Origin of the sequence: Paenibacillus sp. TC-CSREp1 (genome assembly GCF_050171015.1) — a bacterium.
GTDB lineage: Bacteria > Bacillota > Bacilli > Paenibacillales > Paenibacillaceae > Paenibacillus > Paenibacillus silvae.
The window spans coordinates 530,459-554,108 of record NZ_JBNOKM010000001.1 but is presented as its reverse complement, the minus strand read 5'-3'; the positions used below and the strand labels follow the sequence as shown (position 1 = coordinate 554,108).

At 47.1% G+C, this 23,650-nt stretch carries 22 protein-coding genes; 12 read left to right on the top strand and 10 right to left on the bottom strand.

Translation table 11 applies throughout. From position 1 onward, the window contains the following. From ACQSGY_RS02715 to ACQSGY_RS02705, 3 genes are all read left to right on the top strand, one after another. Positions 1 to 386 (top strand): hypothetical protein (locus ACQSGY_RS02715; RefSeq protein ID WP_427050548.1); only part of this gene is annotated, 386 nt, incomplete at its 5' end. 50 nt (positions 387 to 436) lie between these two features. Beyond that, positions 437 to 952 carry an Imm48 family immunity protein gene (gene imm48, locus ACQSGY_RS02710; RefSeq protein ID WP_427050547.1) on the top strand — a complete coding sequence of 172 codons (516 nt, stop codon included), beginning with the start codon at positions 437 to 439 and terminating at the stop codon, positions 950 to 952. 18 nt (positions 953 to 970) lie between these two features. Continuing rightward, positions 971 to 1,522, top strand: a complete 552-nt coding sequence (locus ACQSGY_RS02705; RefSeq protein WP_427050546.1) for an RNA 2'-phosphotransferase — start codon at positions 971 to 973, stop codon at positions 1,520 to 1,522. A 161-nt stretch (positions 1,523 to 1,683) separates the two neighbouring features. Here ACQSGY_RS02705 and ACQSGY_RS02700 read toward each other — a convergent pair whose 3' ends face one another. After that, on the bottom strand, positions 1,684 to 2,541 hold the full coding sequence (locus tag ACQSGY_RS02700) for an SDR family oxidoreductase (protein WP_427050545.1): 858 nt from the start codon (positions 2,539 to 2,541) through the stop codon (positions 1,684 to 1,686). Between the two features lie 374 nt (positions 2,542 to 2,915). Here ACQSGY_RS02700 and ACQSGY_RS02695 point away from each other — a divergent pair, with 374 nt between their 5' ends. The 4 genes from ACQSGY_RS02695 (at position 2,916) to ACQSGY_RS02680 (ending at position 8,044) form a co-directional block, all read left to right on the top strand. Further along, a complete protein-coding gene (locus ACQSGY_RS02695; RefSeq protein WP_427050544.1) occupies positions 2,916 to 5,219 on the top strand; it encodes an ABC transporter permease in 2,304 nt (767 codons plus the stop codon). Positions 5,220 to 5,231: 12 nt separating this feature from the next. Beyond that, the gene (locus ACQSGY_RS02690) at positions 5,232 to 5,999 is read left to right on the top strand and encodes an ABC transporter ATP-binding protein (protein ID WP_427050543.1); all 768 of its coding nucleotides are present in this window, start codon (positions 5,232 to 5,234) and stop codon (positions 5,997 to 5,999) included. Between the two features lie 61 nt (positions 6,000 to 6,060). Beyond that, positions 6,061 to 6,696: a TetR/AcrR family transcriptional regulator gene (locus tag ACQSGY_RS02685; RefSeq protein ID WP_427050542.1), complete on the top strand. Its 636-nt coding sequence runs from the start codon at positions 6,061 to 6,063 to the stop codon at positions 6,694 to 6,696. A gap of 19 nt (positions 6,697 to 6,715) precedes the next feature. Continuing rightward, entirely contained in the window at positions 6,716 to 8,044 is a 1,329-nt protein-coding gene (locus tag ACQSGY_RS02680) for an MFS transporter (protein WP_427050541.1), read from the top strand. Between the two features lie 149 nt (positions 8,045 to 8,193). Here ACQSGY_RS02680 and ACQSGY_RS02675 read toward each other — a convergent pair whose 3' ends face one another. The 3 genes from ACQSGY_RS02675 to ACQSGY_RS02665 all read right to left on the bottom strand — a co-directional run bounded on the left by ACQSGY_RS02675 (position 8,194) and on the right by ACQSGY_RS02665 (position 11,270). Then, a complete protein-coding gene (locus ACQSGY_RS02675) occupies positions 8,194 to 9,018 on the bottom strand; it encodes a carbohydrate ABC transporter permease (protein ID WP_216517075.1) in 825 nt (274 codons plus the stop codon). A gap of 1 nt (position 9,019) precedes the next feature. After that, positions 9,020 to 9,892, bottom strand: a complete 873-nt coding sequence (locus ACQSGY_RS02670; protein ID WP_184182189.1) for a carbohydrate ABC transporter permease — start codon at positions 9,890 to 9,892, stop codon at positions 9,020 to 9,022. 76 nt (positions 9,893 to 9,968) lie between these two features. Continuing rightward, the gene (locus ACQSGY_RS02665; RefSeq protein WP_427050540.1) at positions 9,969 to 11,270 is read right to left on the bottom strand and encodes an ABC transporter substrate-binding protein; all 1,302 of its coding nucleotides are present in this window, start codon (positions 11,268 to 11,270) and stop codon (positions 9,969 to 9,971) included. Between the two features lie 203 nt (positions 11,271 to 11,473). Here ACQSGY_RS02665 and ACQSGY_RS02660 point away from each other — a divergent pair, with 203 nt between their 5' ends. After that, on the top strand, positions 11,474 to 13,369 hold the full coding sequence (locus ACQSGY_RS02660; protein WP_427050539.1) for a cache domain-containing sensor histidine kinase: 1,896 nt from the start codon (positions 11,474 to 11,476) through the stop codon (positions 13,367 to 13,369). After that, entirely contained in the window at positions 13,366 to 14,130 is a 765-nt protein-coding gene (locus tag ACQSGY_RS02655; RefSeq protein WP_427050538.1) for a response regulator transcription factor, read from the top strand. The genes ACQSGY_RS02660 and ACQSGY_RS02655 overlap by 4 nt, the downstream gene beginning before the upstream one ends. Positions 14,131 to 14,179: 49 nt before the next feature. Here the strand turns inward: ACQSGY_RS02655 and ACQSGY_RS02650 are convergent, their stop codons facing one another. From ACQSGY_RS02650 to nirB, 4 genes are all read right to left on the bottom strand, one after another. Then, positions 14,180 to 14,809 carry a YfbR-like 5'-deoxynucleotidase gene (locus ACQSGY_RS02650; protein WP_111268269.1) on the bottom strand — a complete coding sequence of 210 codons (630 nt, stop codon included), beginning with the start codon at positions 14,807 to 14,809 and terminating at the stop codon, positions 14,180 to 14,182. Between the two features lie 208 nt (positions 14,810 to 15,017). Then, a complete protein-coding gene (locus ACQSGY_RS02645) occupies positions 15,018 to 15,800 on the bottom strand; it encodes a formate/nitrite transporter family protein (protein ID WP_111268268.1) in 783 nt (260 codons plus the stop codon). A 57-nt stretch (positions 15,801 to 15,857) separates the two neighbouring features. Next, on the bottom strand, positions 15,858 to 16,184 hold the full coding sequence (gene nirD / locus ACQSGY_RS02640; protein WP_427050537.1) for a nitrite reductase small subunit NirD: 327 nt from the start codon (positions 16,182 to 16,184) through the stop codon (positions 15,858 to 15,860). Between the two features lie 73 nt (positions 16,185 to 16,257). Then, the gene (gene nirB, locus ACQSGY_RS02635) at positions 16,258 to 18,687 is read right to left on the bottom strand and encodes a nitrite reductase large subunit NirB (RefSeq protein ID WP_427050536.1); all 2,430 of its coding nucleotides are present in this window, start codon (positions 18,685 to 18,687) and stop codon (positions 16,258 to 16,260) included. A gap of 278 nt (positions 18,688 to 18,965) precedes the next feature. Between nirB and ACQSGY_RS02630 the strand changes: the two genes are divergently transcribed. After that, positions 18,966 to 19,673 carry a metal-dependent hydrolase gene (locus tag ACQSGY_RS02630; RefSeq protein WP_216517082.1) on the top strand — a complete coding sequence of 236 codons (708 nt, stop codon included), beginning with the start codon at positions 18,966 to 18,968 and terminating at the stop codon, positions 19,671 to 19,673. A 294-nt stretch (positions 19,674 to 19,967) separates the two neighbouring features. Here the strand turns inward: ACQSGY_RS02630 and ACQSGY_RS02625 are convergent, their stop codons facing one another. Beyond that, positions 19,968 to 20,288 (bottom strand): hypothetical protein, encoded by a 321-nt coding sequence (locus ACQSGY_RS02625; RefSeq protein WP_216517084.1) that lies wholly within the window; start codon positions 20,286 to 20,288, stop codon positions 19,968 to 19,970. Between the two features lie 164 nt (positions 20,289 to 20,452). Then, the gene (locus ACQSGY_RS02620; RefSeq protein ID WP_216517086.1) at positions 20,453 to 21,526 is read right to left on the bottom strand and encodes a M42 family metallopeptidase; all 1,074 of its coding nucleotides are present in this window, start codon (positions 21,524 to 21,526) and stop codon (positions 20,453 to 20,455) included. 615 nt (positions 21,527 to 22,141) lie between these two features. Here ACQSGY_RS02620 and spoVAC point away from each other — a divergent pair. Together spoVAC and spoVAD are read left to right on the top strand one after the other, a co-directional pair. Further along, positions 22,142 to 22,636 carry a stage V sporulation protein AC gene (gene spoVAC / locus ACQSGY_RS02615; RefSeq protein ID WP_427050563.1) on the top strand — a complete coding sequence of 165 codons (495 nt, stop codon included), beginning with the start codon at positions 22,142 to 22,144 and terminating at the stop codon, positions 22,634 to 22,636. Next, positions 22,633 to 23,649, top strand: a complete 1,017-nt coding sequence (gene spoVAD / locus ACQSGY_RS02610) for a stage V sporulation protein AD (protein ID WP_427050535.1) — start codon at positions 22,633 to 22,635, stop codon at positions 23,647 to 23,649. The genes spoVAC and spoVAD overlap by 4 nt, the downstream gene beginning before the upstream one ends. The last annotated feature ends 1 nt before the right edge of the window (position 23,650 follow it).

Below are 23,650 nucleotides of genomic sequence, written 5' to 3'. Positions count from 1 at the left end.
CCAAGACGAATGCAAAAACGAATGAAACACCAAATGAAGTGAATACCTGGAAGCCGTCAACGAAGAAAAAAGACAAAGGTGAACCGCAGGCCAATACGAACAAACCAGAGGAGAATCCGAATAAACCGAAGGATAATTCGAAAGGTACTGAGGGAACGGGTAAAGATGATGCGATTAGCTCTAAACTAGTTTATAGTAGAGTTAATGTACGTATCGGTGATGCTAGTGGTGTTAAAGGTTCTGGTTTAAATTATGCATTAGGAAAGCATGGTGGAGTAAATAAGCCTAAGGTGGCTTGGGATTTGGAGAGTAAAGATATCTTCTATATTATATTAGAATCTGTAAATGGGGAGTCATTGGAAAAAGGGTTATTCACTCCTTTTTAAGCGAGAAAAGAAAGCTGGAATCTAGCAGGAGATGGAACGGAGATGAGACTATGAAAGAACTAGGGAAACAAAAAGATAAGAAAGAACTAGGGAAACAAAAAGAGAAGAAAGAACTTGAAAATGAGGAAGATATGAAACAGTTCAGGACTGATGCGTTTGAGAATGACGCTATTTTGGCAGCTGCAGCTCATGAACTGGAGCAGATGGTGAATCAGGTTTGTGAACTTATCGGTACACCGCTTCAAGAGACGACCGAACTGCAGCGTCAGGTGCTTGCTGCTTTTGGTTTTGGCGCAGTATACAGCATCACTCATCGGGATCGACTGGCTGAACCGCAGGCTCATGCGCTGAGCATTCGAATGCTGATCAAGCCATTTAAATACAGTGAACAGCAGGCCGTTGATTTTGTGGATGATCTGATCCGTGTCGCATCAAATGAAGAGACTCATCCAGTGATGAACACCATAATTCATCGCGGGATTAACGGGCATGTTCAATTTGTACAGAAGGATTACGAAGCGCTGGGTCGCAATATCCAGGAGATTCTGGCCGCAGTTCAGCAATAAAGTGGGGAGATGCATGTTATGGACTACATGAAATTAAGCAGAGAGCTTTCCTATGCTTTGCGACATGCCCCATGGGAATACGAGCTTGAGTTGCATGAAGAAGGATGGGTTGAAATTTCGCAACTGCTCATCGCTCTGCACGAAAGTCCGCAGTGGCGTGACGTTACGGAAAATGATCTGGAACGAATGATTGCAATTTCGGAGAAAAAGCGGCATGAAATCCATGCAGGCCGAATTCGTGCGCTTTATGGTCACTCCACTCCGCAGAAAATAATCAAATTGGCTGCTCAGCCTCCGGAGCTGTTGTACCACGGTACACCTGTACGTGCCGTGTGCTCTATTATGGAGCATGGTTTACAGCCACGGCAGCGACAATATGTACATCTGTCTGCTGATATGGAAACGGCACACAAGGTCGGACAGAGGCGTGACGATCAGCCAGCTATACTGCGAGTGAAGGCCGGACAGGCCGCACGTGAGGGTATCCTCTTTTACCATGGCAATGAAAATATTTGGCTGGCTGATGTTATTCCAGCACGTTATATTGAGCAGGATCAAGCCGATAGCTAGATAAAATCATAGACCAGATGCTGTTCGATGAAAGCAGCATTCAACATAAAGCAAGCAAGCGAAAGGGTTGTTCCCCGTCAACTTATGACGTATGGAACAACCCTTTTTTTGAATGCCGATACCTTAGCATCGGGCTGCAAGCAGCTCAAAGCAGGTCTGATTTATTTGCCAAGAATAGCTTTAAAACCTTCACTTAACGGTTGAGCCGGACGGCCGAGCAAAGTTTCCAGTGCATCACTTTCAACAGCGAGCGCACCTTGGCGGATGGCAGCTTGCATATCAACCAGCATGGATACTACAAAGTCTGGCAGTCCCGCACCTTTCATAATGTCCGCATAAGCAGCATCGTCTACATTTTGTACATGAACTTCCTGTCCAAGCACTTCACCTGCAATCGCAGCAAGCTCAGCTTGTGTGCGCAGCTTGCCAGATAATTCATAGACCTTGTTCTCATGTCCTTCACCTGCAAGCACAGCAGCAGCGGCTTCCGCATAATCACGGCGGGTAGCCCAGCCAACCTGACTGTCATTGGTGGCATGCACCCAAGGCGCACCATGTATTACGGCCTGCGCACTGCCAGCCTCGTTTTCAAGGTACCAGTTGTTGCGCAGGAATGTATAAGGGATGCCGGATTCGCGAATAGCCTGTTCTGTTTTTCGGTGTACCTCGGCCAGAGAGAGCGGGTTATGTTCTGGATTGACCACACTGGTATAAGCAATAAAACCAACGCCTGCTTGTTTCGCGGCATGAATAGCATTCTGGTGCTGACGAATCCGTGTCTCGTTATCTCCATCTGTGGAGATGAGCAGCAGACGGTCAACGCCGGCGAAGGCTTTTGCTAACGTTTCAGGCTGATCGAAATCACCTTGCCGAACGTCTACGCCCTGGGAGCGCAATGCTTCTGCTTTTTCCGGTGAACGTACACTTACCGCCAGATCTGCGGCAGCATTTGTTCTCAGCAGCGCTTCAACAACGAGTGAACCAAGATGACCTGTTGCACCTGTAACTAACATTTTCATTTATTTTCCTCCTCCAAAATATGACTCCATGTAACCAAGATAGTTACATTAAAACGAGTTGTCAAGTCTAAAGAATGATCTTCAACGCATCGCTATTTATAATTGACAATTACTAGAGAGAATATATAATTTGGGTAACTACATAGATTAGCATAAAAAACAAAAAGTTCCAATCATATTCAATGAAGGGGTGATACCAGACATCCTTTGAAAGCACCGTTTTCTCTTCTCATAACAGCTTGAAAAAGAATGTTACTTAACGATTTTCTTGCAATCCTTGAATTAACGAGCAGCTCCAGATGACTGAGAACAACCTAAGTAGATGAGAGGAGCCATGTTAGTTTATGCTGCTACGAATGCTGAGAAACGATTTAATGAGGAAAAAAGGAATTACAGCCGCGCTGTTTATTTTTGTACTGCTTGCTGCCCTACTGGTATCTTCCGGTTCGCGGATGATTATGGAGCTCACAAGCTCCATCCAATATTTATTCTCTGAATCCAAAACACCGCATTTTGTGCAAATGCACTCTGGGGAATTGGATCAGGCTAAAGTGAATCAATGGGCCGAGGGTAATGCGCTGGTTGAGCAGCACCAGATTGTCGAGATGGTGAATATTGATGGAGCCAATCTCTACCTTGGTGCGGAGTCGGAGAAAAATACGGTCATGGACATTGACCTGGTTACACAAAATCAGCAATTCGACTATCTGCTGAATCTGAATAGTGAGATCATTCAGGTTCTGGATGGTGAGATTGCTGTGCCTGTGTATTATTTGCAGCAAAACCAATTAAAGATCGGTGACAAAGTTCGAATCGATAATGGGGCATTTGAGCGTGCCTACACCATTGTTGATTTTGTGCGTGATGCACAGATGAATCCGTCTGTTGTGCACTCGAAGCGTTTTATCGTCAGCCCGAATGATTGGCAGGAATTGAAGCAGGGTGTTGGAGAGATGGAATATCTGATTGAATTCCGTCTGAATGATCCTTCCAAGACCAGTGAGTTCACGCAAGCCTATCAAAATGCCGGGCTGCCTAACGCGGGTCCAGTGGTGACTTATGGTCTATTCCAGGTACTCAATGCCATGACAGACGGGATTATCGCAGCCGTGATTATACTCGTGAGTCTCGTACTGATCCTGATTGCCATGTTATGTATTCGGTTCACGATGCTGGCGACTATTGAAGAGGACTACCGCGAGATTAGTGTGATGAAAGCGATCGGTATCGCGGAAAAAGATATTAAGCGGCTCTATCTGGTCAAGTATGTGTTTATGGCCGGGGTAGCCTCGGTGCTGGGATATGTGGCTTCACTCGGAGTAAACAAACTATTCGTTTCCAATATCATGTTATATATGGGGAAAGCACCAGCAACGCTGCTGCATTTTGCAGTGCCTCTGCTTGCGGCGGCAGTAATCTTCACGATGGTGGTCCTGTTTTGCCGAGCGGTGCTGCGACGTTTTCGTTCCATATCGGCTGTGGAAGCCCTTCGTACCGGAAGCTTGGGGGATACACAGATCATTCGGAACCGATTAAGCCTGTCACGTAATCGCTGGTCCTCCGTACCTGTATTTCTTGGACTCAAGGAAGTGATGCAGCGTGTCAAAATGTTCCGGTTGTTATTGTTTGTGTTCATTGTCAGCTCTTTTATTATGATTGTGCCAATTAACTTTTTGAATACACTTCAGGCGCCAAGCTTTATTTCCTATATGGGTGTCGGGCAAAGTGACATTCGAATTGATCTCAGGCATACCGATGATATTGAGCAGCGTTACGCCAACCTGATTAACCAGATTAAAAACGACGGGGATGTCAAAGCATATTCGCCTCTCGTCACAAGTCAGTTCAAGATCCGTAATGCTGAAGGCAGCTATGATAATTTGAGTGTGGAAAGCGGAGATTTCAGTATCTTTCCGTTGTCTTATCTCAGCGGGAATGCACCGGCAACAGATCGGCAGATTGCTCTTTCCGATGCAAACAGCAGTGAGCTCAAACTCAAAACAGGGGATCAACTGACCCTGCAGGTGGATGGCAAAGATCAGGTGATGACGGTCAGCGGTATCTACCAGGATGTAACGAATGGCGGCAAAACAGCGAAGGCTCTTCTGCCTTATAACAAAGATAGTGTACTGTGGTATGTCGTCAGTCTGGATCTGAAGGACCGGAGTCTCATGGCTGCCAAGGTTGCAGCATATGAGAAGGATTTTTCACCTGCGAGAGTTACAGATCTTCAAGGATATTTACATCAGACGCTTGGCGGTACAATTCAGCAATTGAAGCTGGTCACCACACTGGCTCTTGCGATAGGTGTATTTATATCCATCCTCATTACCTCTCTGTTTCTGCAGATGCTGGTTGCCAAGGATAACAATGATATCGCCGTCCTGCGAAGTCTTGGATTTGCCTTATCAAAGATCAAGCTGAAGTATGTTGTGATGTCACTTGCCATTCTAATCGTAGGTGTGGCTGTAGGCACCATCCTCTCCAATACGCTTGGGCCCAAGCTTGTTAGTGGCATTATGTCATCATTTGGAGCTTCCAACATTGTGTTTGTTATTGATCCGGTGCAGGCATATGTATTATGTCCATTACTCCTGGCAGGAACAATTATCATTACATCCTGGATCAGCATTCAGTCGATTCGGGAAACCAGCATTTCGAAAATGATTGTGGAATAGGGAGGCATAACCATGACAACGATACTTGAAGCCAGAGAAGTGAATAAATCCGTAGCTATGGGCGAGAATGGGGAACAGCGTATTCTCAAGGATATCAATCTGCAGCTGAAAAAGGGAGAGTTTGTGTCCATTATGGGCCCGTCCGGCTCGGGAAAATCTACTTTGCTCTATAACATTAGCGGAATGGATCAGATTAGCACAGGCAGTGTTTATTTCAACGGCAAACAAATCTCGGCATTTCCCGAGAAGGAGCTGGCAAGTCTGCGGCTGACCAAGATGGGCTTTATTTTTCAAAATATCCATCTGCTCAAAAATTTAAATCTGCTAGACAACATCATACTCTCGGCGTATCTGGCCAAAAACAGTAATAGAGACACCATTAATACTCGTGCCATGTCATTGATGAAAAAAATGGGCATTGACGGGCTGGCTGAGCATAATATTACCCAGGCTTCAGGCGGACAGCTGCAACGGATCGCCATCTGCCGGGCACTTATCAACAACCCGGATATTCTGTTCGGTGATGAACCAACCGGGGCACTGAATTCCAAATCAACACATGAAATCATGGATATTCTGGGGGATATTAATGCGGCAGGCACAACCATTCTGCTTGTTACTCATGATGTCAAGGTTGCGGCCCGCTCGGAGCGAGTGCTGTTTATGATGGATGGTCATCTGGTTGCGGACAAAAGGATCGGGAAATATGACAAGCACAAGCAGGATTTGAAGGCGAGAGAAAGTCGCTTGGCACAATGGTTAACTGAGATGGGGTTCTAAAACGGGTCCATCATGACTAGAATAGACCGACAGTCGGTCGAGAAGTATTGGAGGACAGTATATGAGATTGATGAAAAATCCGGAGGAGCGCAGGAACGAAATTTTGGATGCGGCCGAAATTCTGTTTGTGACCAAAGGGTATAACAAGGCAACAATCATGGATATCCTCCAGGCTTGTGATATTGCGAAGGGAACATTTTATTATTACTTCCAGTCCAAGGAGGAGGTCATGCATGACATTGTCATGCGTTTTATTATGAGCGGTGAGGCTGCGGCAAGACGTGTAGTTGCTGATCCGGAGCTTAGTGCGCATGAGAAAATTTTCCGCATCATAGTCACTCAAAATGAGCCTGATGATCGAAAGCTTGGGGTGATTGAGCAGCTGCACAGTGTACAGAACGTTGAAATGCATCAGAAAAGTCTGGTTGAAACGGTTATTCGTCTAAGTCCTATTCTGGCGAAAGTGGTGGAGCAGGGTATTCAGGAAGGCGTGTTTCATACTCCGGCTCCGCTAGAGAGCATTGAGTTTTTACTGGTGTCTTCACAATTTCTGCTGGATCAGGGTATCTTTCAATGGGAAGAAGGAGAGTTTCGGACGAAGGTTAAAGCATTCAGTCACATTATGGAACGGGTTCTGGGCGCTGAGCACGGTAGCTTTGCCTATGTAACAGAACTGTATTTCCCACATCAGGCTTAGCTTCGAAAGGGGATTATCTATGGAACAAACTGTTCATAAATCATTTGGGAAATTTCTGATTGTCTGGATCGGTCAACTGATCTCGATGATTGGTATCGGACTTACCGCGTTCTCCCTGGGGGTATATGCCTTTGAAAAAACAAATACGGCTACCAGCGTGGCCCTGATTACCTTGTTTACATTTCTGCCAAACATTCTGCTTCGTCCGATTGGCGGGGTGCTTGCAGACCGGTTTGACCGGCGCACAATGATGATTATCGGGGATCTGGGCTCTGCTGCGGGGCTGGTTTTTATCCTGTCGATCATGCTAACAGGGGATATTCAGCTATGGCATATTTATGTGGGGGTGGCCTTCAGCTCTGTATTCTCGGCACTGCAAAGTCCGGCATATAAGGCGTCAGCGACAGACCTTCTGGATAAGGAACAGTTCTCCAAAGGCAGCGGACTCGTACAGCTCGCGGAATCCTCCAAGTTTTTATTTTCACCGATTATTGCAGGTATTCTGCTTAGTGTGACAACGATTGAAGTGATTATGATGATTAATATCGCGACTTTTCTAATTGCGATTCTGGCCGTGCTGGTCATTCGCAAGAGCATGAAGGTGGAGCGTGAAGACAAAGAAAAGCATAACTGGATGACCGATATTAAAGAAGGCTGGACAGAGGTGGTTACCAACAAGGGCGTGCTGCTGCTTGTCATTATTATCTCCCTGGTTACCTTCTATCTCGGTTTTCTGGAGACCCTTATTGGTCCGATGCTGCTGTCGTTTACAGATGCGAAAACCCTTGGAACGTTTCAATCCGTCAGTGCTATAGGTATGCTGATCAGCAGCTTGTGCATCGGTATATTTACAATGACCAAAAAATATGCAAGTGTGCTGGTGGCAGGGCTGATCATGTGTGGTCTGGCGTTCTCGCTGCTGGGCGTTTCGACAAATATTTACTTTATCATCTTTGCAGGCTTTCTGTTTCTTTCCTCACTGCCATTTGTTAATATGAGCGCTGATGTATTGGTGAGAAACAATATTGCCAATGAAAAGCAGGGCAGGGTGTGGGGCATCATCGGCATTCTGTCACAACTCGGCTTTATTATCGCTTACAGCCTGGCTGGATTTTTAGCAGACCACGTATTTAATCCACTGATGGTGGAGGGGGGAGCGCTGGCTTCCTCCGTAGGTCAGATTATCGGAACGGGGCCGGGCCGAGGCATAGCCTTGCTGTTTATCATTGCAGGTCTGTTCGTCATTCTGATTGCACTTGTCACATCACGTCTGAAAATGATCAAGTCACTGGAGCAGAGCAACGATATCGCCTCACCTCCCGATGTAGGTGGACTGGCGCATGATTAGTATGATTATATCGTTATCGTAATCAAGACAGCTCTCGTCTGATGCATGTAACCCGTTGAAATCAAAACGGTGTACATGTCGTTCAGACGAGGGCTTTTTTGTAAAAATAAGCTGGTAACTCTTATCTTGTGTCAGATATTTGAATCAGCCTAACCCTTCACTGCACCAGAGGTCAGACCTCCTACAATGTATTTCTGTCCAATGAGGAATACGATCAGCACGGGCAGCGAGGTGAGCACGATATCGGCACTGACCAGATTCCATTTGGCACTGAATTGTCCGAAGAAGTTATAAACAGCCAGAGTCATAGGCCACATCTCCACCGTGTTTAGCATATAGAGCGGCGCAGTGAACTCATTCCAGACACTCAGAAAATTCAGAACAAATACAGTCACCAGCACCGAAGTCAATAAAGGCACGATAATTCGAAGGAATAGCTTGATTCCGCTGCATCCATCCATGATTGCCGCTTCATCCAGCTCTTTCGGAATGTTGCCGACAAATGCATAGGTGATGAACAGGGAGATCGGAATTCCCATCGCGGTATAGAGCAGAATCATGCCCAGGTGAGAGTTGATCATACCTAATGATTTCATGACTTCCATGAGCGGAATGTAATTCAGCGGCAGCGTAATGCCCAGAATCAGAAAGAAGTACAGGAACTTGCTGAGCCTGGAATGATTGCGGGATAACGTGAACGCAGAGAACGCCACGACAAATACCAGCAGCAGAGATGAGGCACCGGAGTGCAGCAGACTGTTAAAAAAGGAACCTCCCAAGTGTCCCTGCTCATAGACGATTTTATAATTTTCAAACACAAATTTCTCGGGAAGGGTAAGCTTGAGCACCTTGGCTTCCGCGTCTGACTTGAATGAATTTAACAGGATGACGGCAAATGGAATCAGTACGACCAGACTTAATAGCCAGGCCAGTACATTCAACGACAGAGCAGCCAGCTTTTTTCGAAATTGCATATCAGTATTCCACCTTTCGGTTCATCAAACGAATGATAAAAAACGAGATCATCGCCATGATGACAAAGAGAATGGTAGACAGGGCACTCCCGAGTCCCCAGTACCCTTTGGCAAAAGAGGAATAAACGGCTGTGTTAATCACATCTGTAGCGTTGCCCGGCCCCCCGTTGGTCAGCACATATACCGCGTCAAAGACACGCAAACCATACGTAATATTAAGCACTGTGGCAATGGTGATGGTGGGCATCAGCATCGGGATAGTAATACGAAACAGCTTTTGCATAAAGCCCGCACCATCTATTGATGCAGCTTCATAGTAATCCCGTGGAATAGCGAGCAGTCCCGCGATAAACAGCACCATAATATACCCCATGCCTTTCCAGGTATCCACAGCCATGATGGATGGCATGGCCCAGGTGAGCGAGCCCAGCCAGTTCTGGGCAAGTACATCCAGGCCGATGGAGCGCAGGGTCACATTAACGAACCCGTTGTTTGGATCAAGCAGACTTTTGAACACCAGACCTACAATCAGAAAAGACAATACTTGTGGTGAAAAGATGATCATTCGATGCCAATTTGCGGCTTTGACACCGCTAACCAGCAGCAGGGCAAGGAACAAACCGAGAACGGTTTTTGCGATGGAGGTAACCAGCGTAAACAGCACTGTATTTTTAATAAATAGCAGATAGGTTGGATCACCTGTGAGAATGGTGCGGAAATGCTCCAGACCGATAAAATTTTTCTCTGAACTATAGCTGTTCCAATCGGTAAAGGAATAATAAATGCCGAGCAGAGCAGGAGCGACGATGAACAGCAGATATAATAGAATCGCGCCGGATGAGAAATACCAGGGATAGATTTTGTTCGCATTCATAACCCGTAACACCAGTCCTTCCTGTGTAAATGAACAAGCGGGCAGCGCCCGCCTGATATAAAGTATCTGTTGCTTGTTACTGCCACTTCTCGTCCTTCAGCACCTTGGCTTGCTCGGCACGTCGTTTATCAATATTTTGCAAAATTTGCTCCGGGGTCATCGCTCCGGCAAACATGCCTGACAAGTCTTTGCCAATGTCCATCCACTGTGGATCAATATATTTCACAGCAGCCTGCATGACCGTACCTTTCTCATGCTGCTTCTCGTAATCAATATAGTCCTGGGTCAGTTTCGGTTCGATCTCCGGCCAGCAAATTGTCAGATTACCTTCGCCTCCGTCAAATACCTGCTGCAGATGATCATGCTCGGTAATCCACCGGAAAAATTTCAAAACTTCTTCGGGATGTTTACTGTTTTTATTGCCAAACATGGCAGCTGAACCGCCAGGATTGACGCCAATCGTCTGATTGTCTCCCCATGGCATGACGAAGAATCCCATATTGTCCTTCATTGCCGGATAAGCTTCGGCAACTTCCTTTTCCGTACCTGGCACCCGCAGCAGCATCGCTGCTTTTTCCTGACCAAAGGCTTCAATGCCTGCTTCTACCGTATTGGATAAAAAGTCTTTGCCGAAATAGCCGAGATCTGCAAATTCCTTTAATTGTTCAATCACCGTTTTCAGTTGTGTCAGATCAGCGACCTTCATCTCATTATTATTAAGCTTCTCATAGGTCCCTGCGGCCTTTTGCTCATAATTCGGCCCGGTTTCGAACAATGGTAGCACCTGGTACCAGCCGCTCGCCGGAGCTTGATAGAATGGAATGATGTCTTTATCCTTGATTTTCTGGCTGATCGCTTTGAATTCGGCATAGTTGGTAGGCGGCTCAATACCGAGATCAGCAAAGATACGTTTGTTATAGTACACATACCAGATTTTCGTAGGAGCAAAAGAAACCCCGTATACCTTGTCATTATGACTTACAGTAGGCAGAATCTCTTCCGACATCCGGCCTGTAAACTCCTCATTGGTCAGATCAATGGCATTTTCCTCTGGTCTGACATTGGCTGGCATGCTCAGCGGATCAACATCCACATTGAAAATATCCGGAGCTTCACCAGAGGATAGCTTTACCTTGATCAGATCACGCCACTGCGCGTCAGGCACCACCTGAAAATCAATTTTGACGCCGGTTTCCTGCTCGTATTGCTTCGCCATCGTTTGCATAATACCCGTTCGAGGAATACCGGATTGGCTCGTGCCAAAGGTCAGCGTGACCTTGCCATTACCTTCTGCACTTTTCTCCGAGCTGCAGCCGGCCATGAGCAGGGTGGAGAGAAGCAGCATACTTGTCAGCGAAAAAAGAAATCGTTTTCTCATTTTGAAACCTCCCTAAAATTCGATCATATTATGACTTGCGTAAACGCTTTATGTAAGCGTATTCTTATGTGGATAACTTTACTTGGAATACCAAAGGGGCTCAATAGACAAAAGCGTTCTTATGGGTGGACATTTTCGAAGCCATCGTAGAAACGCAAAAGAAGATTGAAGTATTGAAGGATGAACAAAGACGGAGGTATGGAATGCGCTATCGGTTCAGAACACTGCAGCAAAGTTTGTTTGCTTATTATTCAGCTGTATTCATTATTTTTTCTCTTATTGTGGCAGGGCTGTTATATGTTTTTCTCGCGAGTGATATTCGCCAGCGGAGTGAAGAGCAGCAGAAACAACTGGGTTTATCTATCGTTGGACATCTGGATCAGGAAGTTGTGAAAATGAATAATTTCTCCATGAACATCGTATATTCCAATCTGGTCAAGGAGCATTTCAGCCATTATCTCGCACCTGCGGAGGGGGCTGAACAGACGATGTTAAATGACCCGGCGCTGTATAAGGATACAACAACACTGATTGACGTCATTTTGGCGATCATTAGCAGCTCGAATACAGCCAAACAGGCTAACATCTACGATGTGAATGGAAAAATGCTGGGGGCCGGGGTATTTAACGGTCAACTGCCGGTAGATTTGAAGCAGCGTCCCTGGTATAAGGAAACGTGGGAGCGGAGCGGCTGGCGTGTTATTCGTCTGCTGCAGGGCGAAGCGTTGCCGATGCCTACGGGAGAGGGTAAAAGGGATGAGCCTTACATTTCTCTTACTCGAGTATATAAGGATGGCAATTATGTCAGTCAGGGTGTGGTCGAGATTTTGCAGCGTGCGGATGATTTATTCCAGCATTTGAATGAGCTGCAGGCGAGTAATCAGGAGCTTCGAATCTATGTGCTGGATGAGCGGGATGCATTGTTATATCCGCTTCCCGCAGCTCCACCTGCTGCTGATGCTCCAGCTGGTTATGCAGAAGAGATGAAGCTGATTCAGCATCGTACCTCCCCGCCTGAAACAATGCAGGAGGTTACCTATGCTCTTAACGATTCCAAACAGATGATGACCTATATGACGTCGCAGGAAACCGGCTGGACTGTTGTTGTCATGCAGTCCAAATATTCTCTTTTTGCGAATCTGAACCGGATGGCTTTGATCTTTGCAGGCGCTACACTGGCTACCCTGATCATTATTTTAATGCTTTCGTATCTGATTTCGAAAAGGGTCACCCTGCCGCTTCATCGCTTGCAGCGAATTATTCAGAAAACCGGCGAAAATGATCTGATGTCAGGTCAGGATTCAGGTCAGCTGCTGTTCAAGCTGGAGCATCCCGGCTCGATTCGCGAGATGGCGGAGCTGAATGATACGTTCATCCGGCTGAATCAGCAGCTGGTGCAGTCTTTTCACGACCAGATGGCGATCAAATCGCGAGAAACCGAGGCGAGACTGCTGGCACTCCAGTCACAGATGAATCCGCATTTTCTATACAATAACATTACAAATATAAGCATTATGGCAGAGGAGGGCATGAACCGGCAGATTGTGGCATTCTGTGGTCACATTGCATCCATGCTTCGTTATATCTCTGCTCCGGGCCAGAGCGGTGTCTCGTTATCTCAGGAGCTTGAATATTGTGAGCGCTATCTCGAATGTATGAAAATTCGCTTTGAGGATGATCTGCACTATAAATTATCCATCCCTGATGAAATGAAGCATATTCGGATTCCGATGCTGATCATTCAGCCATTACTTGAAAACGCAATGAAATACGGCCTCGGTGATACACTGCCTTGGAAGCTGCATATCACGGGTGAGCTGGATATCAAACAGGAGACGTGGCAGATTCATGTCGAAGATAACGGCCCGGGGATGGAGCCCGAAGCGCTGAAACACATTGAACTCTATATCAACAAACTTCAGAATGTGGATCGCATGCCTGAGCTGGAGATTAACGGGATGGGACTCAAAAATATATGGGCCCGCTTGAAGTTATGGTACGGTCCGGCAGCCAGGATGTGTATCGAAAACAAAGCAACCGGTGGTGTAAGCATTTGTATCGGGGGTTCCATTCGAAAGGAGCAGGGGGGGAACATATGAATATGCAGAGAACATACAGAACAATTATAGTAGAAGATGAGGCGTTAATTCGTCGCAACGTCTCCCGTAAGTTCAAAGAGCTGAATACGCGGTTTGAAGTCATCGGGGAGGCGAGAAACGGTCAGGAAGCGCTGCAGCTAATTGAGCAAAAGGTGCCAGATCTGGTGATTACGGATATTCAGATGCCCGTAATGAACGGGCTTGAACTGGCTAAGTACTTATATTTTGCCTATCCTCACGTTAAAATTGTCATTCTTAGCGGGTATCATGAGTTCGAATATGCACGGCAGGCCATTCACTATAAAGTGGAAGACTACCTGCTCAAACCGCTGGCGGAGGAACAGCTTCGTACCCTGCTGGATACGATGGAATTGAAGCTGGGAAGTGCGGCGGATTCCCTGTCTCATGTGAGTGCTGTACTGGATGATCAGGTGAAAACGGAAGATATTGCGGAAGCCGTCAAGCTGTATCTCAAACAAAATTATATGCATGAAATTACGCTGCAGGACATGGCGGCCCAGATGCATTTCAGTGTAGATTACCTGGGCAAATGTTTTAAAAAGGTAACAGGGGAGACACCCTTGAAATACTTGACGGGTCTTCGCATCAATGAGGCCAAGCGCATGCTTGCGGCATATGAGCACATGGATATCAAGACGATTGGCGGGGCAGTAGGGTACGCCGATTCCCATTATTTCAGCAGAATTTTCAAAAACAAAACGGGTCTGTATCCGAGTGAATATCGTCAGCAGCTGAAATAAAAAAAGCTCTTGTCCATGGATCCAATCAATCCAGATGGGCTGAGCTTCATTATTGCTGTAACGCTTCTTCGGTTATTTTGCGGATATCAAACGGGGAACGATTCCCTTCTTCGATAATGTCGGGCAGGATGTGGTTCAGGAAATACCGGACACAGTGGAGGTCGATATTTTTGATCTTGATCAGTGCGTAGCGGTACATGACGATAAATTCTTTTTCCGTATTGCCCCGCTGCAGCTCTGCAAATGCTTCATAGACCTGATCCATCTTGTCGGCCACCTCAAGGATTAACCCTTCCACGGAGTTGTCTTTGCCTTCGCGAAGCTGTCTGCGGAAAATGTCCTGAAACTCTTCCGGGATATTCTCATTAATAAAATGAGAGACCATGCCTTCTTCTACTTGCTGCAGCATGGAACGAAGCTCAAGTGAATAATGTTTGACAGGTGTTTTGATATCACCGATGAAAATTTCACCGTAATCGTGGCTGCTCGTGATTTCGTACAGCTTTTTCCAGTCTATGCTTACGCCCTGCTGTTCTTCAATGTCAGCCAACGTTTTGGCATACTGCACAACTTTCCAGGAATGGGCGGATACACAATGCTCTTCGAACTTGAATTTGCCAGGGGTGCGAATAATACGCTCGAGATCGTTCAGTGAACGGAAGTACGTATGAATACCCATAGATAGTGATCATCCTTTGCAAGTTTAGGTAGTATATACACCGACTATACTGCTGTTATGTTAACCGGAGATTAAAGATGTATGCACCCTTTGTAAATTTGTAAAATGCAGATTAAAAACCGCGAGACATACTGAACAGGTTCAGTACGCCTCGCGGCAAACGAGAAGATAATAGGTATCATGTTGTATCCTAACCTTGAAGTACGGTTTACGCTTTTTTGCGTACCGGTGAAGTGTACCAGTAAGCCATGCCTACAAACAAAGCTCCGCCGATAATGTTGCCAAGGGTAACCGGAATCATGTTGTGGAACCAGCCAGCCAAAGAGATCGTATCCGGGTGATTCGGCAGCAGCCAGGCCAGCGACAGCAAAGTCATATTGGCTACGCTGTGCTCATATCCGCTTGCAATAAAGGCGTACAGACACCACCAGATGAGCACAAGCTTGGCGATATCCTCTTTGGAGCGCGCAGCCATCCAGATCGCCAGACATACAAGCCAGTTACAGAGAATGCCGCGGAAGAACAGCTCGGATACGGGTGCAGCCATCTTTTTGGCAGATACAACAAACAGCAGATGCTCGGGTGCGGCTGTTTTGAAGAGGCCGCTGCCAACAATCAGCAGGCTGAGCAGTACGGCACCGATCAGGTTGCCGATGAAGACAAGTCCCCAGTTTTTGAGCGTATCCTTCACGGTTGTTCGTCCAGCCAGGGTGCTCATCGTGAAAAACATGTTATTCCCTGTGAACAGCTCCGACCCGGCAAAGATAACAAGTGTCAGCGCGAGTCCGAAGGACATACCCATCAGCATCGTTTGCAGCGGCGAATGGGCGGCGAGCAGCGGAGCCCCGATACTGAAAATCAAGATGATGCCCAGCCCTACATATGCGCCTGCCATCAAGGCAGCGACCATATATCTGGGAAGGCTTGCGTTCATCTGGTCTCTTTTTTTAACGGCAGCTTCAATAATTCCTTCAACACCTGGTGTATACATCACGGTTTCCCCCATTAGTCAACATCAATCTCAATCCTTACGTCCAGTTGGTTCACGTTATACAGCGATCCAGACCTGGTCATGCTCCACCTTGACGGGGTACATCTTCACTTGACCATTGTCGGGTGCCTGCACCTGACCGGTTGTCAGATCAATTTTCCAATCGTACAGCGGGTCATACAGATAGTGCCCGGAAACGATGCCTTCAGCCAGCGGCCCACCTTTGGGGTGGGGGTTATGGTTGTCAGCAGCAAAGATGGTGCCGTCCGAAGTACGAAATACCGCAAGCTGTTGCTGTTCAATCTCGACAACTCTGCCGATACGGGGCAAGAACTCATCTACCGTACCAGCCGGAAAATACGTACCTGTTTGTTTGGTCGTCATGGTAAAACCACTCCTTTATCTATGATTTTCCGTTAAGTTTCTTATATAATATCAAGTCTGTAAGTGATGCAGCTTATGGTTGGGCCGTGACTTCAATGCCGTGGAACATTTTGCTTTGTCCTTCTTCGTTCCGAAGTGCTTTCTTCCAAGGGTCTTCGACATGCTCCAGAGCAAACTCGATGCGTGCCATCAGTGCTTTGCGTTCCTCTAGATTATCTACAACAACCGAACGGATCTGTTCAAGACCCATACGCTCAACCCACTCGGATGTACGCTCCAGATAGTTGCCGGTTTCCCGGTAATATTGCATGATGGCTCCACACAGCTCGATAAGTTCCTCATCCGTTTTGACTTTGCACAATGAATCTGCCAGTCTCGCCTTGATGCCGCCGTTCCCGCCGATGAAGATTTCCCAGCCGCCGTCATTGCCGACAATGCCGATATCCTTCGTACAAGCCTCTGCACAGTTCCGCGGGCAGCCGTTAACAGCATACTTGAATTTGGCTGGCAGGTCGAGACGTTCGAATTTGCGCTCAATCCGTGCACCCATCGCCATGGAATCCTGTGTGCCGAAGCGGCAGAATTGGGAGCCGACACATGTTTTGACGGTACGCAGCGATTTGGCGTAAGCATACCCTGAAGGCATATCCAGCTCCGCCCAGACTTTAGGCAGGTCTTCTTTTTTGACACCAATCAGGTCGAGCCGCTGACCGCCGGTTACTTTGACCGCTTTAATATCGTATTTGACTGAAACGTCAGCAATCCGTTTGAGGTCTTCCGGTGTCGTTACCCCGCCATACATCCGAGGCACAACCGTGTAGGTTCCATCTTTTTGAATGTTGGCATTCATCCGTTCGTTCACAAAACGGGATTCTTTCTCGTCCTCATGTGTATCCGGATAGATCATGCCCAGATAATAGTTGATAGCCGGACGGCACTTCGAACATCCCTCAGGTTGACTCCAGCCCAGTACATTCATAACCTCTTTACTCGTTTGCAAGCCCTTTTCCCGGATTTCGGCTACAATCTCATCCCGTCCAAGTGAGGTGCAGCTGCAGATACCCTGTTTGGCTCCGGCTGTGAAGCCATCTCCAAGCACATATTGCAAAATCTGTTCCACGACCGGCTTACATCCACCGCATGAGCGGGTTGCACCAGTGCAGGCTTTGATTTCATCGACCGTTGTGAGTCCCTGATTGGTGATTACATCCACGATGGCTCCTTTGGTTACCCCGTTGCATCCACAGACAATTTCGTCTTCGGGCATCGTTTCAACAGAGGCTGTTTTTTTGTGGCCTCCGCAGCCTGTACCCATGAGGGAGCTGTATAATTCCTCGGTCATTTCCGTATGGTTTTTGATCAGCTTCTGCAGCTCGGCCGAATCGGTGATGTCACCGAAGAGTACGGCACCGACCATTTTGTTGTCACGCAGCAGAATTTTTTTGTAGGTTCGTTTCCAGTCATCTTTCTGTGAGATCACCGTATGCTCCGGTCTGTCAATGAACTCGCCAGTAGAGAACACGTCTACACCCGAAATTTTGAGCTTGGTCGATACAACCGAGCCTTCATAAGGGGCTGTTTCAACACCGCAGATATGCTTTGCCAGAATCATGCCTTGCTCAAACAGAGGGGCCACCAAGCCGTAACATACACCCCGGTGTTCTGTACACTCCCCGACAGAGTACACATTCTTCATAGAGGTTTGCAAGTAATCATTCACAACAATTCCGCGGTTCACTTCAATGCCGCTTGCACGAGCGACCTCGACATTTGGCTTGATGCCTACCGCCATAACTACAAAATCAACATTCAGCACCGATTCATCGGCAAAACGAAGCCCCTCAACCCGTTCGCCGCCAAGCAATTCTGCTGTCTGTGCTCCCATTTTGAAGCGAATGCCTTGACGCTCCAGTTCGGCTTTGAGCATGGCCGATGCCTGTGAATCCAGCTGGCGCTCCATCAGATCCTCCATCAGATGAACAACGGTTACATCCATGCCAAGCTGAACCAGCCCTTTGGCTGCTTCAAGTCCCAGAAGTCCACCGCCGATGACCGCAGCCCGCTTGTACTGTTTGGCTGCTTCCAGCATAACGTTGCAGTCCGCAATATCGCGGAACCCGACAACACCTTGCTTGTCATGACCCGGAACAGGCAGGATGAAGGAACTAGAGCCGGTTGCAATGATAATTTTGTCGTAAGGGACGCGAGTTCCTGCTTCTGTAATGACTTCATGAGTTTCAGCATCGATGCGGGAAACTGTAGTGCCAGTATGGAGGGTGATGCCATAATCTTCATACCAGTGAAGGTCATTCAGCACGATGTCGTCCAGCGTTTTGCTGCCTTCCAGCACGTATGAGAGCATAATGCGATTGTAGTTCGGATAGGGCTCTGTACCGATTACAGTAATATCAAACCGTTTAGACAGCTTTAAAATTTGTTCAACGGTGCTGATTCCAGCCATACCGTTACCAATGACAACGAGCTTTTCCTTGTTTCCGTCCATGAGAATTGCCTCCTTGGGTAAATCTTGTTGATTTACCTGCATTTTTAATGGCTTATATTTAAATTGTAAAAGGTCTGCCTTGAAGTTAATGTGATTTATTTCACTAATAAAGATAGATCATTCATATCAAAAGAAGTGTGATGACGCTCACGGAAACTAAAAAATTTTTCAGAAATAAGAAATACGAACTATTGTTCTCGTTATTAATCCATTGTATGATCGATACGGGATCAAATACGAATAAGTTCCCTATTTCTATGAAAGGACGTTATTGCACCATGATGGGAAGATCCCACCTCATTATCGGCACAGGCGTATCCCTTTCAGTGCTGCAGCTGCTGGGCATGCCGGTCACGGCTCCGGCGGTAACGGTTGCACTGATCGGCTCACTGCTGCCCGATATCGACGAGCCTAATTCACTGCTGGTATCCAAAGCGCTGCCAAGCAGCCTGATTCGGCTGCTGCAGACGATTCTTTTACCTGCGGCGGTATTTGTGTATTTCTACATTCCAAGCAAGCCTTGGAATCTGCTGCTTGCTGTACTGATCGGGCTTGTATCCTTTTTGCCTTCACGATCACTGCGTAAAGTGCTGATGTTTGTCATTGGACTGGGGCTGGTTTTTTACGGACATGCTTTTGCCCCGTGGAATCTGATTGCAGGCAGTCTGCTCATGTTATGTACTACGCTGACACACAGGGGGCTGACACATACCTTGTATGGAACCGCCGTTTGGACCGGCTTGCTGTACAGTACAACGCAGCAGCAGGGCCCGGAAATATGGGTGGCCGGAGGAGCTGCTTATGCGATTCATCTGCTGGCTGATTCGCTGACTAACCGGGGGATTCGCCCTTTGCCGCCGTTAAAGCTGCGTATCAGAGCAAATCTGATGAGTACAGGGACCAAACACGGAGCCGTTGTTGAGAATGTTTGCGTAGTGCTGACGTTCATTTTAGCCTGGTTTGCATTTTCCCCTTTATTTCTGTAGATATCACAACAATTAAGCGAAACGCCAGCCCGATGAATGGACTGGCGTTCTTCAAATTTAAGGTCTTCTTAATAAGAATGCAATGCGTAATACAGTACCCATTCTGAACATTGTTGGCTGGACATCGTGCCAGAAAAGGGGCGGGTTCAGGTATTTGTAGGTGTACTGCTGAGTGTTTCGATGTCTGTCGAACCAAACACAAATAATACGACTAGAATAAGTATAATTAACGTCTCGGCGAAACCGACACCATCGAATTCAGACATCACATGCACCTCTTTTCGTTCTTGACATTTAGGAATTTATGCGCTGCTGAAACGCCTGAATGACATCGTTCAGCGTCATATCACGGCCCGTTTCATCGAGAAACTGAACCAGTTTATCTGAATTGGTAGGTGTGACCTTTTGAAGTGTCTTGTACTGCCCGACGATCTCCACAACTAATGTAGCTTCGCGAAACAACGTAACGGCATCTACTCTCAGCTTACCACTAACTAATAATGCGGCAACAATCAGTTCAAGTTTTTTTCCGCTAAGATTCCCACCAAGAAGGGTATTTGCAGCATTGGTTTTTCTGGAACCTTTATTTGATTTTCCATTTCTGCCTGCTGCCATATAAAGGTCCCCCGCTTATTGATAATTGGTTATCCTATCTTATGTATCTGGTCCTCATTATGTTCAATAATTACATTCTATTTGTGTAATTCATAGAAAAAGAGATACCCTCGAAGCAGATTCGGTGAGGTATCTCTGTGGTTAGTTCACAAGCATGTAACTAATTAAGCATTATTGATAATGGTGTCCATCGTGGTGCGATCAAGGCCCTTCACCAGCTTCACAATCAGCTCTTTGGCTGCATCATAATCGTCGGTGTGAATAATGGATGAAGAGGTATGAATGTACCGAGCGCAGATGCCGATAACGGTAGATGGTACACCGATGCCGCTCAGATGAACCTGACCTGCATCCGTTCCGCCAGGCGAGATGAAATATTGCATTTTGATCTGATTAGAAGAAGCTGTATCCTGTACATATTCAACCATACCCCGGTGGGTAAACATGCCTGGGTCAAAGATGCGAAGCAATGCGCCCTGACCGATATGGCCGAAGGATTGTTTGTCACCTGTCATATCATTGGCTGCACTGCAATCCAGTGCGAAGAAAATGTCTGGTTGGATAAGATTTGCCGCAGTACGTGCACCGCGCAGCCCCAATTCCTCCTGAACGGTTGCACCGGAATACAGCGTATTCGGCAGCTTTTCCTTATGCAGCGCTTCAACCAGCTCAAGAGCCAGTCCGACTCCGTAACGATTGTCCCATGCCTTTGCCATAATTTTTTTAGGGTTTGCCATCGGTGTAAATTCACAGATTGGTACAATCTGCATGCCCGGGTGTATGCCCCAAGCTTCTGCTTCTGCACGGTCATCTGCTCCGATATCCAGGTACATGGTGTTGAGATCAACCGGCTTGCTGCGTTGTGACTCATCCAGCAGATGAGTAGGCGTAGAGCCAACAACGCCGGTAATGCGGCGCTCAGGTGTAATAATCTGCAACCGCTGGGATAGAACCGCTTGACTCCACCATCCGCCGAGTGGACGGAATTTGATCATGCCTGTTTCTGTGATTCCCGTTGTCATGAAACCTACTTCGTCAAAATGCCCGGCTACCATCACTTTCGGGCCGGCTTCATCTCCCCGCAGTACACCAAAGAGACTTCCCAGACGGTCCTGTACAAATTCATCCGTATACGCGGACATTTGCTCCTTCATCCATCCCCGCAGTTCACGTTCAAAGCCGGACGCAGAAGGGAATTCTGTTAACGTTCGGAACATGTCCAACGTTTTTTCATTCATGTGCAAACAACTCCTCTGTTGGGTATGTAGATCAGGGCACAGCAGAACGGCTACTGGCCTGAAGTCCTTATTAATATTAAGGACTTGTTATTAACCACTGGTCACAACCTAGTATGAACCTTGTACAAGTGATTGTCCATGATTATATTACGTTTTTCAGGCATGTTATTTGATGATCACGTCAGTTTCATGCACTTTTGTCTCCGCTTTCGTCTTAATCCTGAGACCGATCTTGTGAATATACTTGGATAAAAGGAACCTTGTCGCTTTTTTCCAGAGGATATCCTCATAACGTTTGTTTTTATAAGGAAGGAGTCGAATATGAGATGAAGCCTCCAGATGAAGGTCATGAGAAGATGCTGTTTATTGTGTTGTTTATTTTGCTCGTCATCATTCTTCTTTATTTATAACCAAACCTTCCATACGCGAGTGATTTATCCAAACCTTCCATTCGTGAGATTTATCCAAACCGTCCATAATGGAAACATATGCTGTTGCTCGCCGGATACATAACCTGCCCGGAATTTACAAACAATGAATAAAGAAACTACACATAGGCAATCAGCCACAGCTGTTTGAATCCACATTCACATAAAGGAGGTCCTATGCTTGCCGATGCAATCTGCAACTGGAAAAAAGAAAATCTCATCACTGTCAATGGATGAGAAGGAGTATAAGAAAGTCGCCAAAAAACATGAGCCATCACGTCCGATTTTCAAAAATTGCCTCAAGGCTTTCTTTGTCGGGGGAACGATTTGTTTGATAGGACAAGCGATTCAAGAGGCATTTATGGCGGGAATGCATATGACATCCAAGGAAGCTGCGAGCCCTACCGTCGCAGTGATGATTCTGATCTCGGTTATTCTCACCTGCCTCGGTGTGTACGACAAAATTGCACAGTGGGCAGGAGCAGGCACCGCTGTACCCGTAACCGGATTCGCTAACTCCATGTGCTCCGCTGCGCTGGAGCATCGTGCGGAAGGACTCGTGTTGGGTGTAGGTGCAAACATGTTCAAGCTCGCCGGCTCAGTCATTGTATTTGGAGTCGTGGCCGCATTTATTGTCGGTATTGTGTATGCCTTTCTGGGATTCGGGGGTGGACACTTATGAAACGGCTGGGTCGTCAGACGTGGGAGTATGATCATCAGCCGCGCATCATAGGCAGAGCAACCGTGGTGGGGCCAGATGAAGGCCAGGGGCCGTTGGCCAATGATTTCGACTATGTATATGACAACCTTGAGATTGGGGAGAAAACGTGGGAAAAAGCGGAGCGGAAATTGCTCGAGCAAGCCTCACAGCTCGCGCTTATTAACGCGAATAAAACCAAGGAAGAATTGCATTATTTTGTTGGCGGAGATTTGATGAACCAGATTATCAGCAGTTCTTTCTCTGCAAGGCAGCTCGGGGCCCCTTATCTCGGGGTGTTTGGAGCTTGTTCTACCTCGATGGAGACACTGGCGCTGGCTTCGATGATTGTGGATTCCGGTGCGGGCGATTATGTGCTTGCTGGTACGGTGAGCCATAATTGTACCGTAGAGAAGCAATTTCGTTATCCGACAGAGTACGGCTCTCAGAAACCTCCCTATGCGCAGTACACCGTAACCGGGTCTGGATGCGGGGTCGTCTCCCGTACTGGGGAAGGACCCGTTGTAGCTAAAGCGACCATCGGCCGGATTATGGATTTGGGCATCAAGGACCCTTTTAATATGGGTGCAGCTATGGCTCCGGCAGCGGCGGATACCATCATTTCTCACTTCAGGGATACCGGTCTGGAGCCGGGATACTATGATCTCATTGTTACAGGGGATCTGGCTTCTGTGGGTCTGCCTATTACCAAAGAACTTCTGCGCAAAGAAGGTATTCCGATGGAACAGACGGTTTTTAATGACTGTGGACTCATGATCTATGATCGTGAGAATCAACCGCAGGTCGTTGCTGGTGGAAGCGGGTGCGGGTGTTCGGCCACGGTTACGTATGGCCACATTCTGAACCGGATGCAGAAGGGGGATCTGAAACGGGTGCTTGTCGTTGCAACAGGCGCGTTGCTGTCCCCGCTGTCCTATCAGCAGGGCGAAAGTATTCCTTGTATCGCACATGCTGTAGCTATCGAACAGGAGGGGTGAA